Annotated in this window: 16 protein-coding genes and 1 tRNA gene; 4 read left to right on the top strand and 13 right to left on the bottom strand. The window is 29.4% G+C overall.

Translation table 4 applies throughout. The features are described 5' to 3' along the window. Nucleotides 1-2 precede the first annotated feature (2 nt). From atpG to AB5V95_RS00270, 7 genes are all read right to left on the bottom strand, one after another. Nucleotides 3-878 (bottom strand): ATP synthase F1 subunit gamma, encoded by an 876-nt coding sequence (gene atpG, locus AB5V95_RS00240; RefSeq protein ID WP_027122541.1) that lies wholly within the window; start codon nucleotides 876-878, stop codon nucleotides 3-5. Next, complete coding sequence (gene atpA, locus AB5V95_RS00245; protein ID WP_027122540.1) at nucleotides 857-2,440, bottom strand: F0F1 ATP synthase subunit alpha; 1,584 nt, start codon at nucleotides 2,438-2,440, stop codon at nucleotides 857-859. Before atpA ends, atpG begins: the two co-directional genes overlap by 22 nt. A gap of 16 nt (nucleotides 2,441-2,456) precedes the next feature. Next, complete coding sequence (locus AB5V95_RS00250; protein ID WP_027122539.1) at nucleotides 2,457-2,996, bottom strand: F0F1 ATP synthase subunit delta; 540 nt, start codon at nucleotides 2,994-2,996, stop codon at nucleotides 2,457-2,459. Further along, on the bottom strand, nucleotides 2,996-3,550 hold the full coding sequence (locus tag AB5V95_RS00255; protein ID WP_369085926.1) for a hypothetical protein: 555 nt from the start codon (nucleotides 3,548-3,550) through the stop codon (nucleotides 2,996-2,998). Before AB5V95_RS00255 ends, AB5V95_RS00250 begins: the two co-directional genes overlap by 1 nt. 4 nt (nucleotides 3,551-3,554) lie before the next feature. Further along, nucleotides 3,555-3,776 (bottom strand): F0F1 ATP synthase subunit C, encoded by a 222-nt coding sequence (locus AB5V95_RS00260; RefSeq protein ID WP_369086106.1) that lies wholly within the window; start codon nucleotides 3,774-3,776, stop codon nucleotides 3,555-3,557. A gap of 94 nt (nucleotides 3,777-3,870) precedes the next feature. Further along, entirely contained in the window at nucleotides 3,871-4,734 is an 864-nt protein-coding gene (locus AB5V95_RS00265; protein ID WP_369085927.1) for a F0F1 ATP synthase subunit A, read from the bottom strand. Next, the gene (locus tag AB5V95_RS00270) at nucleotides 4,712-5,131 is read right to left on the bottom strand and encodes a hypothetical protein (protein ID WP_245579824.1); all 420 of its coding nucleotides are present in this window, start codon (nucleotides 5,129-5,131) and stop codon (nucleotides 4,712-4,714) included. Before AB5V95_RS00270 ends, AB5V95_RS00265 begins: the two co-directional genes overlap by 23 nt. 339 nt (nucleotides 5,132-5,470) lie before the next feature. Between AB5V95_RS00270 and AB5V95_RS00275 the strand changes: the two genes are divergently transcribed. Further along, a complete protein-coding gene (locus AB5V95_RS00275; protein ID WP_369085928.1) occupies nucleotides 5,471-7,621 on the top strand; it encodes an ATP-dependent Clp protease ATP-binding subunit in 2,151 nt (716 codons plus the stop codon). A 68-nt stretch (nucleotides 7,622-7,689) separates the two neighbouring features. Further along, the gene (locus tag AB5V95_RS00280) at nucleotides 7,690-8,406 is read left to right on the top strand and encodes a hypothetical protein (RefSeq protein ID WP_369085929.1); all 717 of its coding nucleotides are present in this window, start codon (nucleotides 7,690-7,692) and stop codon (nucleotides 8,404-8,406) included. Between the two features lie 45 nt (nucleotides 8,407-8,451). Here AB5V95_RS00280 and AB5V95_RS00285 read toward each other — a convergent pair. Further along, nucleotides 8,452-8,527 (bottom strand) — tRNA-Lys (locus AB5V95_RS00285). Between the two features lie 144 nt (nucleotides 8,528-8,671). Here AB5V95_RS00285 and AB5V95_RS00290 point away from each other — a divergent pair. Then, on the top strand, nucleotides 8,672-9,385 hold the full coding sequence (locus AB5V95_RS00290) for a variable surface lipoprotein (RefSeq protein ID WP_369085930.1): 714 nt from the start codon (nucleotides 8,672-8,674) through the stop codon (nucleotides 9,383-9,385). Nucleotides 9,386-9,517: 132 nt separating this feature from the next. Further along, the gene (locus tag AB5V95_RS00295; RefSeq protein ID WP_027122533.1) at nucleotides 9,518-11,131 is read left to right on the top strand and encodes an ABC-F family ATP-binding cassette domain-containing protein; all 1,614 of its coding nucleotides are present in this window, start codon (nucleotides 9,518-9,520) and stop codon (nucleotides 11,129-11,131) included. A 36-nt stretch (nucleotides 11,132-11,167) separates the two neighbouring features. Here the strand turns inward: AB5V95_RS00295 and AB5V95_RS00300 are convergent, their stop codons facing one another. From AB5V95_RS00300 to AB5V95_RS00320, 5 genes are all read right to left on the bottom strand, one after another. Further along, complete coding sequence (locus tag AB5V95_RS00300) at nucleotides 11,168-11,872, bottom strand: ribonuclease HIII (RefSeq protein WP_369085931.1); 705 nt, start codon at nucleotides 11,870-11,872, stop codon at nucleotides 11,168-11,170. Between the two features lie 14 nt (nucleotides 11,873-11,886). After that, nucleotides 11,887-12,858, bottom strand: a complete 972-nt coding sequence (locus tag AB5V95_RS00305) for a Cof-type HAD-IIB family hydrolase (RefSeq protein WP_369085932.1) — start codon at nucleotides 12,856-12,858, stop codon at nucleotides 11,887-11,889. A gap of 169 nt (nucleotides 12,859-13,027) precedes the next feature. Next, on the bottom strand, nucleotides 13,028-13,657 hold the full coding sequence (gene upp, locus AB5V95_RS00310) for a uracil phosphoribosyltransferase (RefSeq protein WP_027122531.1): 630 nt from the start codon (nucleotides 13,655-13,657) through the stop codon (nucleotides 13,028-13,030). Then, complete coding sequence (deoC, locus tag AB5V95_RS00315; RefSeq protein WP_369085933.1) at nucleotides 13,626-14,315, bottom strand: deoxyribose-phosphate aldolase; 690 nt, start codon at nucleotides 14,313-14,315, stop codon at nucleotides 13,626-13,628. The genes upp and deoC overlap by 32 nt, the downstream gene beginning before the upstream one ends. 13 nt (nucleotides 14,316-14,328) lie before the next feature. Further along, nucleotides 14,329-15,624: a thymidine phosphorylase gene (locus tag AB5V95_RS00320; protein ID WP_369085934.1), complete on the bottom strand. Its 1,296-nt coding sequence runs from the start codon at nucleotides 15,622-15,624 to the stop codon at nucleotides 14,329-14,331. Nucleotides 15,625-15,633: the final 9 nt, after the last annotated feature.

The raw sequence follows: 15,633 nt of genomic DNA on the forward strand, positions 1-15,633 counted from the left end.
TTCTATGAATTTGAACCATTTACAATTTCAGTAAGCTCTTGCGTAATTTTTGCTTGACGTGAACTATTGTATTCAACTTTTAATTCATCAATTAGATCTTCAGCGTTGTCACTAGCTTGTTCCATAGCTGTTCTTCTTTGGCTCATTTCTGATAATTTAGCATTAGTTAAAGCGTTGTAAATTGATGCTTCAAAAAAGATGGTAAAAGAATTTTGCAATATTATATCTGGGTTAGGTTCAAATGAATCGGGGTCAATTGATTCTTCTTTATTTTCATTGGCTTGTGATTCTGAAATTGTTTCGGCTGATATTGGAAATATTTCTTGAACAATTGGATCAGCTTTAATTGGATTTATATAATGGGTGTAAATTAACTTAACTGATTTTAATAATGATATTTGTAAAACATCGTATATTTTTTGAGATATAACTTGAGCTATATCATATGACGGATTGTCACCAATTTGAGTTAGTGTTTGAATAACATGCATAGATCTATCTTTATTAATTAAACTTAATAATTTAGATCCTATAACAATTAATATATCGTCCGGTCCGATTGTGTTTTTTATTGTTTTATACATTTCTGAATTATAGGCTCCGCATAAGCCTAAATCGCTACCGAATACGATGTATAAATTTCTTTTAACACTGAAATTTAAAGAATGTTCATTTAGTAATTTATCAATATCTTGATTTGAATTTTTGACTAGGTTAATAAATAATTTTTGAACATTTTTATAGTAATTTTCAACATCAACAAATTTATTTTTTATTTTCGCAAATTTTGATGTTGCTACTAATTCCATTGCTTTTGTAATTTTTTTAGTTGAATTAACAGAATTAATTCGATGTTTTATTTTTTGTAAGCTTTCCATGGTAATTCAGGAACTGGTGTATATTGGTCTGGATTATATAGTGGAATGGTTTTTACAAAGTTATTATTAAATTTAATAACTTCATTATAAAGCATCTCGGTTAATTCGTTAGTTCAATCTGTAGCTTCATTTAAACTTCTAACAACTTTAATTGCTTCAGTATCGGTTTTAAAGTAAGTTAAAATATCATATTTATATTTTGCAATACTATTTTGTGGAATAACATTTATTAAACGATATTTAATGCAAAATAGAATGATGATTTGTTCAACCGGAGCATATGGGCTATATTGAGCTTGTTTTAATAGTTCATAAACTTTAGCACCGTGATCTAAAACTACTCTTGTTGCTTGATCTAGATCTGAACCGAATTGAGCAAATGCCAACATTTCATTATATTGGGCTAGTTCTAATTTGAGACTTGATACAGTCTTTTTCATTAATTTAGTTTGAGCTGCAGAACCTACCCGGCTAACTGAATAACCAATGTCAATTGCTGGTCTTTGCCCTGAATTAAATAGAGCCTCTTTTGTAAAAATTTGACCATCAGTTATAGAAATAACATTAGTTGGTATGTATGCCGAAATATCTTCTGCTTGAGTTTCGATAATTGGTAAAGCAGTTATTGAACCACCACCATAATCTGAGTTCAATTTTGCAGCTCTTTCTAATAATTGTGAGTGTAGATAAAATACGTCTCCAGGATAAGCTTCACGACCTGGTGGTCTTCTTAATAGTAATGAAAGTGTACGATATGCGACGGCGTGTTTTGATAAATCATCATAAACGATTAAAACATCTTTACCTTTTGACATTCATTCTTCACCAATTGTTACACCTGTATATGGTGCTATGTATTGAAGTGGAGCACTTTCTGATGCTGATGCAACAATAACAGTTGTGTATTTTAAAGCATCATGTTTTTCAAGTTGGTCAACAATTTGAGTAACGGTTGAATTTTTTTGACCGATTGCTACATAAATACAGTATACATCTTTACCTTTTTGATTAAGAATTGCATCAATAGCAATGGCGGTTTTACCTGTTTGACGGTCACCGATAATTAATTCACGTTGACCTTTTCCAATCGGAATCATGGCATCAATAGCTAATAAACCAGTTTGTAATGGTTCGGTAACTTCTTTTCTTGTCATAACCCCCGGAGCAATTTTGAATATTGGTCTGGTTACATCAAAATCAATAGGACCTTTACCATCGATTGGTACTGATAGTGCATTAACAACACGGCCTAATAATTTATCTCCGACCGGAGCAGATATAACGTGTTTTGTTCTAGTAACCGAGCTATCTTCGACGATATTTCTATCATCACCCATAACAACGACACCAACTAAATCTTCTTCAAGATTTAATGCCATTCCGATAATACCAGAATCGAATTTAACTAATTCTCCATATTCTACATTAGTTAAACCACTAACTAAAGCAATACCGTCACCGACAGTTATAACTCTCCCAACTTCTTCATATGAAGTGTTTTCATTAAAGTTTTTGATTTGCGCTTTAATAATTGCTGACAAATCAGTTGGTTTTAATGACATTAATTCCTCCTTTCATTTAATTATTATTAATTGATTTTAAAATTTTTGTAAGTTGTCCGTCGATAGAATTATCAATAACATAATCTTCGACTTTAATTTTTATACCAGCAATTAATTCTGGTGAAATTTGATTTACTAAATGAACTTCAGCATCTAGATCTAAAGAAAGTTTTTTTTCGAATTTTCTAATTTCATTTTCAGAAACGGGTCTAGTGCTAAATACTGTCCCGTACTTGATGTTAAGTTTAGTATTAGAAAGCTCGACAAATTTATTAAGAATTATTATTAAATACTTAACTGTGTGTTGCTTTGCTGCTAATTTTATTGTATTTATAATATAGGGATGATACGAATTGAAAGCTTGTTCAATGAATTTATTTTTTTCTTTATCATCTACATTGTAAGAGTTCAAAATTTCGATGTATTGTTTGTTTTTTTTCAATACTCTAACAATGTCTGCGGCTTCGTTGGTGATTAAAGGTAGTTCATTGTTATCTTTTGCAGCATCATATAAAGCAAATGCTCAGTTATATATTAATTCGCCTAAATCTGCCATTATTTTTTAGTTTCCATAACTTCTTCGATCATTTTAAGATTATCCTCATCTTTTATTTCACGAGCAATAATCTTCTTTGCTAGTTCAACTGCATTTTCCATAATGATTTTCTTTTGTAGTTTTTCAAATTCAGCTTGCTTTTTATTTATTAATATTTGAGTTTGTTCAATCATCATTTCAGCTTTTTTCTTAGCCATAGCTTGTCCACTATTAACAATTCTTTCACTTTCAGAACGAGCATTATTAATAATTGTGGTAGCTTGTTGGGTTGCTTCAATGATTTTTTTGTCATTTTCTTCACGGACTTTTAAAGCATCTTCTTTTGCTTTAATTGAATCATCAATATTACTTTGAATAAATTTTTGACGAGCTTTAACCATTTTTTTAATTGGTTTATAAACTAAAAATGTGATGATTACTGTCAAAAACGCAAGGGTTATTAATGAAGCTACAAAATATGGTCAATTGAATGTAAGTCCACTAAATGCTTTATTTAACTCATGTTCAATAGCAGAACCTGCTGAAGCATTTATGACTTGGTTTAAATTTTGCATATAATTAAACGAATATTAGTAGTAGAGAAACAACTAAACAGTAAATTGATGCAGTTTCAACGATAGCTAATCCAAGTAGTAAAAGTGTACGTACTTTTGATAATGTTTCTGGGTTTCTTCCAACAGCTTCACAAGCTTTGGCAACGGCAACACCTTGTCCGATAGAAACGAATCCTGCTCCGGCAACGGCGATACCAGCGCCTAACATTGTTAAACCGTATGCTATAGGATAATTTCCATCTTTTTCTTGAGCGGTTGTTGAATTAAATGCTTGAATAAGTGAATTTAAATTTTCGTTCATTATTATCTCCTTATTAATTTTATGTTGTTGCAATTTCTTGAGCAACTTCTTGATTTGCCCCTATATCAATAGAGGAATTTTCTTCTGTGTTTGTATTTTTAATAATTTGTTTTTTTCATTTTTTAATTTTCTCTTTATGTACTTCTTTTACTTCTTGTTCAGCAGCTTGATATCAATATGAAATTGTTAAGATCATAAAGACAAAAGCTTGAATCGCATCATCAAAGATATCAAAATACATATTTAATGCAGGTAAGAATAAGACACCTATAGGATTTATTTGAGCAGCTGTTGAATCAATTGTAGTTCCAATTGTTTTTGCTCATATATTATCTAAAAATAAACCAAATAGAGTAATTAAAACAACACCACCAATGATATTTCCATACATACGGAAAGTTAAACTAATTAACGGTGAAAAGTTTGAAGCTAATTCTAATGGGTTTAGTAATTTTAATAAGTATTTTCATTTGTTATAAATTAGTCCTATGATAATAGTTCCAAATCAAGTCACTGCTGTTGCGGCAAATATTATTGCTAAGCTAGACCCGATTGGAGCCAAGCCAAGTAGCGAAATAACATTACCGAACATAAAGAAAATAAATATAGTTATGAAATAAGGATTTGCCTTATCAAATTTATTCTCATGTGTCTCTGATGAAAAATTATCAGCAACCATAATTGAGGATTCGACCATAATAATCGCAACATTGGGCGCTTTATTAACTTTTTGACGTTTAACTGCAATATAAATTAATACCGAGACTATCAAAGTTAAAATAGCTAACATAATCAAACTGAATATATGATTATCATTTAAAAAGTTGCCTTTCGTGCTGTCGGCTGGTCCACCAAATCAGTTAAGATGAAATAGTTTGTCCATTTTCCTCCTTTCTCTTTTTATTGCTTTTACGTTCGTTAACAAAATTATAAAAACCAACAATGACTATTTGAAAACTAAATAGTACATAAGGAGTCATAATTGTTAAAACATTAAATGGCGTAAACGCAACGCTTGCATTTGGATTTGAGTTTTTATATAAATAGTTGAAGAAAACAAATAATGCAATTACTCCCAAATTTAAAAAAGCAAAAACTAAAAAAAGCATAACTGCGCCAGCCTTAACTTTTTTTAATCCGAGATTTTCTTGCTTAGTTTTTCCAAAAACTATCTTAAAAAATAATAATATTGAACCGATAAATATCCCAAAACTTATAATTCCAACTAAATTGCCTAATAGCAACTCATATTTTCAAAATGCTATAGAGCTGAAAATCATAATTGAAATTACATTTATAGTAATAAATACGGTCCAAAATTTTTTATTTATAATGTCCTTCATGATAACTCAACCGGTTATTTTACATACTAGAAATAACCATTTATTATTATAGAACTTTTTAAAAATTGCTGGCATGAAAATATTTTTTTATATAAAAAAAATAAAATAATAAATTGACTACAAAAATAGTAAATGTTATTATAAAAGCTGGCATTCAATACCTTAAAAACAGAAAATTAAAATTTAGCACTCTTTTACTTAAAGTGCTAAAAAAGTGTTATAATTGTTTCAGAAGATGGATAATCTTCTTAATTATTAACTATTTAAGGAGGAAATATGCAAGCATCATTTACACCTAATGAACAAAATAAAGACCCATTAAAAGAGTTTGGTAGAAACTTAACAGAACTAGCTTCGCAAAACAAATTAGAACCAGTAATTAATCGTGATGAAGAAATTAGATCTTTGGTAAGAATTTTGAGTCGTAAAACTAAAAATAATCCAGTTTTAGTAGGCGAACCTGGCACAGGTAAAACGGCCGTGGTTGAGGGCTTGGCAAGAAAAATCGTTGAAAATCAAGTTCCTGAAAACTTGAAAGGAAAACAAGTTATTGAACTTGATTTGGCAGCATTAGTAGCTGGGACTCAGTATAGAGGTCAATTTGAAGAAAGATTAAAATCAATTATTAAAAAAATTGAAGAATCAAATGGAGAAATAATTTTATTTATTGATGAAATTCATATGCTAGTAGGTGCCGGTGGAACAGGCGATGGCAATATGGATGCTGCTAATATGCTAAAACCAATGATGGCAAGAGGCCAATTACATTTAATAGGGGCAACTACATTAGATGAATATAGAAAATATATAGAAAAAGATCCAGCATTAGAAAGAAGAATGCAAAAGGTATCGATATTAGAACCTTCAGTTAAAGATACAATAACGATTTTAAGAGGTATTAAAGAGCGCTTTGAAGCATATCATGAAGTTAAAATCGAAGATGCAGCTCTAGTAGCTGCTGCTAATTTATCAGCAAGATATATTTCCGATCGTTTTTTACCCGATAAAGCAATTGATTTAATTGACGAGGCAGCTTCAAATATTAAAACTGAAATGAATTATATTCCTGAGCCACTTGAAAACATAAATCATAATATTGCTAAAAGGGAGATTGAAAAAGCAGCACTTTCAAATGAAGCTGATAAAAATTCAGGAGATAAAAATAGCGAAAGACTTGAAAACTTAGACAAAGAATTACATGATTTAAAAAATGAAAAATTAAAATTAGAAAGAAAATGAAAAGAAGAAAAAGATGATATTCAAAGATTTGCCTCAATTAAAGAACAATTGGATGACTTAAATCGTCAATTACCACTTTTACAAAGTGAAGGTAAATATATAGAAGCATCTAAAATTATGTATGCTTTAATCCCTGAATTAACTAAAGCTAAAAGTGAACTTGAAAATAAAATTCAGAATCGCAAAGATAGATTAATTAAAGAAGTTGTTGATGCTGAAGAAGTTGCTGATATTGTAAGTAAATGAACTAAAATTCCAGTTTCGAAATTACTTGAAACACAAAAAGATAAATTGATTAATTTAGAGCAAACTTTATCAAAGAGAGTTAAAGGACAAGAAAATGCAATTAAATTAGTGTCAGAAGCTATTCAAAGATCAAAAGCAGATATTAATGACCCTAATCGTCCAATCGGTTCATTTCTATTTTTAGGCCCAACAGGTGTCGGAAAAACTGAATTGGCAAAAGGGTTAGCTCAAGCGTTATTTGATGATGAAAATAAGATAATTAGATTAGATATGTCTGAATATATGGAAAAACACTCTGTATCTAAACTAATTGGTTCACCTCCGGGGTATATCGGCTTTGAAAACGGCGGTCAATTAACTGAAAAAGTAAGACAAAATCCTTATTCAATTATTTTATTTGACGAATTAGAAAAAGCTCATTCTGATGTTTTAAATTTACTATTGCAAGTTTTGGATAACGGTTTTCTAACTGACAGTAATGGAAGAGTTGTAAACTTTAGAAACACAATTATTATTATGACTTCTAATATTGGATCAAACGAAATTATTAATAAAAATTTAACTGAAGATGAGTTTAAAAAGTTATTATTAAAGAACTTTAAGCCAGAATTTATTAATAGAATCGATGAAGTTATTCCTTTTCAAGCCTTGTCGCATACTGTTGTTAAAGATATTGTGTCATTGGAATTACAAAAGTTATCAAGAAGAGTAAAACAAAGCCAAAATATTACTTTAGAATTTGATAAAGAGGTCATTGAATTTATTGCGAAAAAAGCATATGATCCCGCTTTTGGCGCTAGACCAATAAAAAGATATATTCAAAAAAATATTGAAAATAAATTGGCTATATTAATCATTGAAGGTAAAGTTCCGGTTAATGGTGAGATTACAGTAATAATTGATAAAAATGATCAAATTTCAGTTGATTGTCAAGTTAATTAAATATTTTTAAGCGATGAAATACTCGCTTTTTTATATAATTTTACTATATAAAGTAAATGAGGAATAATATGAAAAAATCTAAAAAACACTTATTATCAATACTAGCTTTGTCTTCAATGACATTATTATCTACCACTGTTGCAATTTCATGTTCAAATGCAAAACTTGAAGATGAAACAAGAAAAGATAAAGAAGAAATCAAAACTGAAGATGATAAAAAAACGGACCAAAAATCTGATGTAGAAAATAAAGAAGATAAAAAAGAAGGTCAAAAAGATTCGACAGATAAAGATCAACAAAACCCAGGCACTACAGGCGATTCAGATAAACCTGCTGACAAAACTGGTTCAAATGAATCAGGTTCTCAAGATAAAGATGGCGCAAATGGTTCTGGCGACTCATTCCAACCTATTGGGGGTGGCAATGGAGAAGGTGAAAATCCAGGCGAAAGTGACCCAAATGGTAGTGAAGCAAAACCTTCAGAATCTAATAAAGAATATTTCTTTAGTAAACCAGAATTTAGCGACATTAATTCAAAATCATTAAAACAAATACTAACATTATTATTACAAAATAAAGCAGGATTTGAAGAATTTAGAGATGATAAAATTAAATCTAACACTGACGGTCCTGAAGTTAATGAATTAGGTGATGTTTATTTATATTTAACTGAAGCTGAAATTCAAAAAATGACAGATGATTCACAAGCATTTAGATATGGACACGGCACAACAATTGGCAAAGATAGAATTATTGCAATTTTAGATAGTTTTAAAACAATGTAGTTATGTTTAATAAAAAAAGCAAGCGATGAACTTGCTTTTTTTATATGGTACATCCTGTGGGGTTCGAACCCACGACCCAGGGATTAAGAGTCCCTTGCTCTACCGGCTGAGCTAAGGATGCATTGCTAATTTATTATAAATCAAAATTTATTTTTTTTCAAAAAAGTGCAAAATTAACCTTTTTATTAATCTCTTAAGCTAAATGAGGTTCTTTATTTTATATAATTTAGTTAATACATAATTTTTTTTAAAAAGGGACGTTATTATGAAAAAAATAAATAAATTATTAATTACATTGTCATCACTATCAGTATTTTCAGTGTTACCAATTATGTCAATTTCTTGCACAAAAGAAAATGCAAAAATAAAAGACGTAGACAATAATAAAGATAAAAACATTGATGATAAAAAAACTTCTGATGAACCAGAAAAAAATATTGACACAAACGAAGTTAGCGAATCTCCAGATTCAAAAGCGGAAACTAATGAAAATTCAAATAGTGCAACGGCTGACAATGCAAAAACAAATACCTCAGAAAATAGCGATGCTAAAAAAACTGAAGCAGCAAAAATTATAGATATCATTAAGGCTTCTAACAAAAATTTATTTGTAGATCAATCAGATGATATTAAACAAAAATTAGATGCAGAATGAAATAAAAAATCAGAATCTAGAGATAGTTTGTATGTTAGAAGAGAAACGTTTTTATTTGGTATTAATTCCAATAATGCAAAAGATAAAAATCGTCAAATTTCATTAGAATGAAAAGACAAAGAAGGTAAACCTTCAATAGATATTTTAAAAAATATGTTATATCATTATGAATATGGTCCAAAAAAGACTAAATACATTCCACTAATGAAAGATGAAGCTGGTAATTATTTCTTTAGAGTTAAATTACTAGGTGACGAAAAAAATAAAAACGTTGACCAAGAAACTGCTAAAAAAGTGACTGAAACATTTGATATTTATTTATAAATTTTTAGTTAAAGAGTGGCTTTCCGCTCTTTTTTGTATATTAATATAGATAATCACGTTTTATTGTTATAATAGATAATTATTTTTAATAATTAAAATAAGAAAAGATATAAGAAAATGATGGAGGATTAAATGTTAGATGTTTGTGGAATTAGTAAAATTTTTCCTGATAAAAAATTATTTTCAAACGTTAATTTAAAGTTTTTACCTGGTAATGTTTATGGAATAATAGGTGCAAACGGTGTTGGAAAGTCTACTTTTTTAAAAATTTTAAGCGGTGAAATAGAGGCTTCTGAAGGCCAAATAATAAAAGAAAAAAATGCTCGTATGAGTGTACTTTCTCAAAACCAAAATGAGTATGATGATTATAATGTTACCGACGTTGTTATTATGGGTAATAAAGAACTTTATGAGCTAAATATTGAAAAAAATAAGATATATGAAGATCCTAATGCTACTGATGAAGATTACGAAAGAGCAAGCAATTTAGAAGCAAAATATGGTGAAATGGGTGGTTGAAGCGCTGAAAATGATGCGCAGACACTTTTATCTAACCTGGGCTTAGAACCAGAAAAATGAAATATGCAAATGAGCGAATTAAAAGCTAATGAAAAAGTTAAAGTTTTATTAGCAAAAGCACTATTTGGAAATCCAGATATTTTAATCATGGACGAGCCTACTAACCGTCTAGATTTAAAAACAATTAAATGATTAGAGAATTTCTTAATGGATTATCCAAACATCGTTATTGTAGTGTCTCACGACTCTGATTTTTTAGATGCTATATGTACTCACATAATCGATATTGATTACTCTGAAGCTAAACAATTTGTTGGTAACTATAGTTTTTGAAAATTATCAAGCCAACTTTTAATTGATATGCAACAAAAACAAAATCTACGTAAAGAAGAACAGGCGCAAAAATTGCGTGAATTCATAGCTCGTTTTTCAGCAAATGCGTCAAAATCTAAACAAGCAACAAGTCGTAAAAAGTTACTAGAAAAAATTGTTATTGATGAAATTAAACCATCATCTAGAAAATATCCATATATCAATTTTGAACTAAATAGAATGCCTGGCAAACAAATTTTATCAGTTGAAAATTTAACTTATGTTAATGATGCTGGCGAAACATTATTTGAAAATGTAAGTTTTGTTATTAGACCTGGAGATAAGATGGTTATTATTGGTAATGATGATATTGCTAAGACCAGATTATTGGAAATTTTAATGGGCAGAAGACAACCTACAAGTGGCACTGTTAACTGAGGAATAACAATAACACCAAATTATTTCCCTAATAATAACTTAGAGTATTTTAAAGAACCAGAAACTATTATTGAATGAATTAGTAAATGACCATTAAATAATTCAACCCAAGAAACCAAGGATAATAGTGATTCAAGAATGCGTGCATTTTTAGGAAGAATGTTATTTTCAAATGATAGTGTATTTAAAAATGTTATGGTTACTTCCGGTGGAGAAAAAGTTCGTTTAATGATGTCTAAGCTAATGCTTGAAGAAAGCAATTTCTTAATTTTTGATCAACCATTAGACCATTTAGATTCCGAATCAATTGATAGCTTAATTGAAGCAGTTAAATCATATAAAAGCTCATGTATTTTTACAACATATAACAGAGCTATGATTAAAGAATGTGCGTCAGTTATTTTGGAAATCAAACCTAAAGCAAGTTTCTTATTTTATGGAAGTCTTGAAGAATACGAAGAAGCAATGGGTTACTAAAATTAATGTAAATAAAAAGCAACGAAATGTTGCTTTTTATTTAACTGATTTAACAATATCAAGAGCTTTTTGTGTTGTTTTGAATGATATTTTAGCCGCATCAGCCAAAACTTCATAGCCATATAAACTTAGAAATTTAGCAGCTAGCAAATCAACATCTTTTCCAGCACCTAATTTAAATTGAAAATCAAATTTACGATTTTGATATTCCATGTGGTCTAGTAATAACTTTCTGGCAATGATTGAAGCGCAAGCAACGCTTAATGATTTGTCTTCGGCTTTAGTTTCTAAAATAAAATTTGTTTGCGGAACTTGAAAGTCTAATCAGTTAATTGTTTTTAATTTTATAAAGTGTTTTTCGAATGTTTGATATGAATTTGTATATTGATCAATAATAACGTCAATTGATTTACCCATTGCCCTAATAATTTGATTAATTGAATTCATATGGATAAGTGTTTTTATTTCGTTATTATTTATTTTTGAATTAATTAAATTGTTATATCCTTTTTGTGAAAGAATAGTTTTCCTATAGATTACTAACGGTTCGAGTTGTTCGAATAATTTATAAATATTTTTATCAGTTATCTTTTTACTATCTTTAACACCTAGGTTTTTAACTTTATCAAAATTTTCTTCCGGTATATAACAAGCAACCGATACAACTGGTGTAAAATAATCACCAACACCAGTTTCATCTACGCCTATTAATTGATTATAATTCATATCTTTATTAGTCATATATTCTCTTTATACTATTTTTTATTTGCTTCGATTTCTTCTTTTGTGTGAAAATTATCTGCTTTAACTGTCTTTAAATTTTTTTGTTGTTCTCTTTTTTTATTGCGACCTAGTTCAATGTATTTTTCAGGGTTATCTAAAAATGTATCTATAAAATAACCAACAGCACCTTCTTTATTTGTTTCTTTCATAACAACTGTTGATAATTGTTTAATTTGAGCTTCAGCGTTAGCTGGAGCAACCCCAACGTTTCCGATTTCATACATGCTTAAGTCGTTGTATGAGTCACCCATAACAACAGTATCATCGATGTTGATGTTGTAGTATCTCATCATTAATGAAATAACTTTACCTTTATCAACCCCGATAGATGTAATGTCAAATACTGGACTTAGTCCTTCACCTTTTGATCATGAAGAGAATTCACCTAAATCACCATATCTTCTTTTTAGATATGTTAGTAATTCTAGAACGTCTGTTGTTGGTTTAGCATCAAAAACAATTCCAGTTGGTTTTAGAGGAAGTTTTTCTAAGTTAATACTTTCTCTAAATTTTGTTGCTTGATTAAATCCAAAAACTTTTTCTAAATTTGGATCTCTGTGCATTAATTGAACTCAATCTGGACCTTCTATAGCATAGTTAGAAATTTCTTTTTTAACTTTTTCATCACCAAGAATGTATAAAACTTCATTTAAGTCTAAATATGAAATTGTTGGTATAAAAAATGGATCAGCAGGGTTGTGAATGTGAGCACCATTATAATTACCAACGATTGCGTTTAGTCCTAATTTTTCGTAAACTGGCATTGTACTTCTTCAAGGTCTACCAGTAATAATTGATACAATATGTCCTTCTTTAACTGCTCTTTTAATAGCCGCTTCAGTTTTTGGGTGAACTTCACCAGTTGCAGAGTTAGATAAAAGAGTTCCATCAAGATCTAATGCAAATAAAAATCTTCTTTGATTTGATTCTTTATTAAAAGCCATGTTTGCTCCCTTCGTATATACTTTATTATTTTACATTTTTTTATGCTATTTTTCAATATTTGTATTGCTATAAATACATAAAAATAGCTTTTTTAGAAATATTTATAGTTTTATATGTAAATTGTTATTTTTATTTAAAATTGATATAAAAAAATAAAGACCAAGGTCCCTATTTTCCCTTTGTTCCAAATATTCTATCACCTGCATCGCCTAAACCGGGAATGATATAATTATTCTCGTTTAAATATTCATCTTTTGCTGCTAAATAAATATCAACATTAGGATGATTTTCTTGAATTTTTTCTAGCCCCTTATCAACACCAACTAAACAAACTAGTTTGATATTTTCGAAGCCTAAACTACGTAACTTGTAAATTGCATCGCTGGCAGAAGTGCCTGTTGCTAACATTGGATCAACAACAATAATTGTTGATTTTTTATCAACATCCGGAATTTTAAAGAAGTATTCAACAACTTTATTTTCTTCTTCGTTACGATACATTCCTATATGCCCAACTCTGGCTTGGGGTACTAAATCTAGAATGCCGTATAGCATTCCTAGTCCAGCCCTTAAAATAGGAATAATGACAATTTCTTCGTCAAATGTTTCGCCAATATATTTTTTTTCTAGAGGCGTTGTTACTTCAATTGATTTTGTTTGATAATCTCTTAATGTTTCATAAACCATAAGAGAAGCGATTTCGTTTAAATTCTGTCTAAATTCTTGGTGATTAGTTTCTTTGGAACGCATTGCAGTTAATTTAATATTAATAAGCGGATGATGAAGAATCTTCAACATTGTTGCCTTTAGATCCTTCCATAATAATAACTGATTTTGACGTTCCTAGACGGTTAGCACCCAATTCAATCATTTTAAGTGCATCTTCGTATGATTTAATTCCACCTGATGCTTTGATTAATAAATCATCTTTACATACTGATTTCATAATTTCTACGTCTTCAAATGAAGCTCCACGGTATGAGAAGCCTGTAGATGTTTTGATAAAATCAGCCCCTGATTGCATAACTATTTCAGTAATTTTAGCAATTTCTTCGTTTGTTAGTAAAGCAGTTTCAACAATAACTTTTAAAACTGTTTTGCCGCAAGCTTCTTTAATTGCTTTAATTTCGTTTAAAACGTATTCATATTGTTTATCTTTGAAACGACCAACATTTATAACCATGTCAATTTCATCTGCTCCGTGTTCTAGAGCAATTTTTGTTTCATAAACTTTAACACTGGTTGCATTGTAACCAAGTGGAAATCCAATAACTGTACAAACTAATACATCTGTACCTTTTAATTGTTCTTTTGCATATTTAATATATGATGGTGCTATACACACTGATTTGAAATCATATTTTTTAGCTTCATCAATTAATTTGTCAATGTCTTTATGTGTTGCTGATGGTGCTAAATTTGTATGATCAATATATTTATTAATTTTTAATTCCATAATTCCTCGATAATTAAAATAATTTTGCAAACACTTCTTTAATTTCGTGTTTTTCGGCACTAAATTCAATAGCATTTATTAATTCATTTTCCAATTCTTTATTAATTGGTTTTGATGAATAAAGTGTAAATAATACATCGCCTTTATTAACATAATCATTTGAAGCTTTATTTAAATAAATTCCGGCTTCGTAATCAATTCCATCTTCTTTTTTGGCTCTACCTGCCCCTAATTTCATTGCTACTAAACCAAAATCAATTGCTGATTTTATTTTTAAATATCCTTCTGATTGAGCAATAACTTGGTGGCTATATTCTGGTTTGAATCAGTTAGGATCATCTAATAATTCAACTTTTCCACCTTGAGCGATAATTCATTCTTTGAATTTTGCTAAAGCTTCGCCATTTTGAATTGATTGTTTAATTAGTTCTCTGGCTTCTTCTTCTGTTTTAGCTTTACCTGCTAATAATAGTAAAGTAGAACCTGAAGAATAAACAATTTCAGTAAAGTCTTTAGGACCATTTCCCTTTAAGGTTTCTAAAGCTTCTAAAACTTCAATTTTATTACCGATTGTTTTTCCTAAAGGTTGCTCCATATTGGTAATTTCTACAGCAATTTTACGACCTAATTGTTTTCCAATTTCAATCATTAATTGACCAAGTTTTTTAGCTTGTTCAATGTCTTTCATGAAAGCTCCATTACCGCATTTAACATCTAATAAAATACAGTTAGAACCTGTTGCTAATTTTTTAGACATTATTGAAGAAGCGATTAGTGGTATAGATTGAACGGTCGCTGTAACATCACGCAATGCGTATATTTTTTTGTCAGCTGGAACAAGTTTTGTGTTTTGGCCAACAATAGCAATATTGTGCTTTTCGACAATATTTTTAAATTGCTCGTCGCTTAATAAGAAATTATAACCTTCTATAGATTCTAATTTATCTAGTGTTCCTCCAGTATGTCCTAGGCCTCTACCTGACATTTTTGCCACTGTTAAACCTAGTGAAGCAAGAATTGGGCATAAAGCAATACTTACTTTATCACCAACACCACCAGTTGAATGTTTGTCAACGATTGTTTTTCCTAAAAAACTTCAATCAATAACATCACCTGAGTGCATCATTGCGTTGGTTAAATAAGCAGTTTCTTCATCACTTAATCCGTTAATTCTTATTGCCATTAATAAAGCAGATGCTTGATAGTCATGGATTTCTCCACTAACATATCCATTTATAAAGAAATCAATTTCTTGTTTAGAAAGTTTAATGTTTTCAACTTTCTTGCTAATAATATCGATAATTCTCATAATTAATTC

The organism is Metamycoplasma spumans, from assembly GCF_041026625.1.
Classification (GTDB): Bacteria; Bacillota_I; Bacilli_A; order Mycoplasmatales; family Metamycoplasmataceae; genus Metamycoplasma; species Metamycoplasma spumans.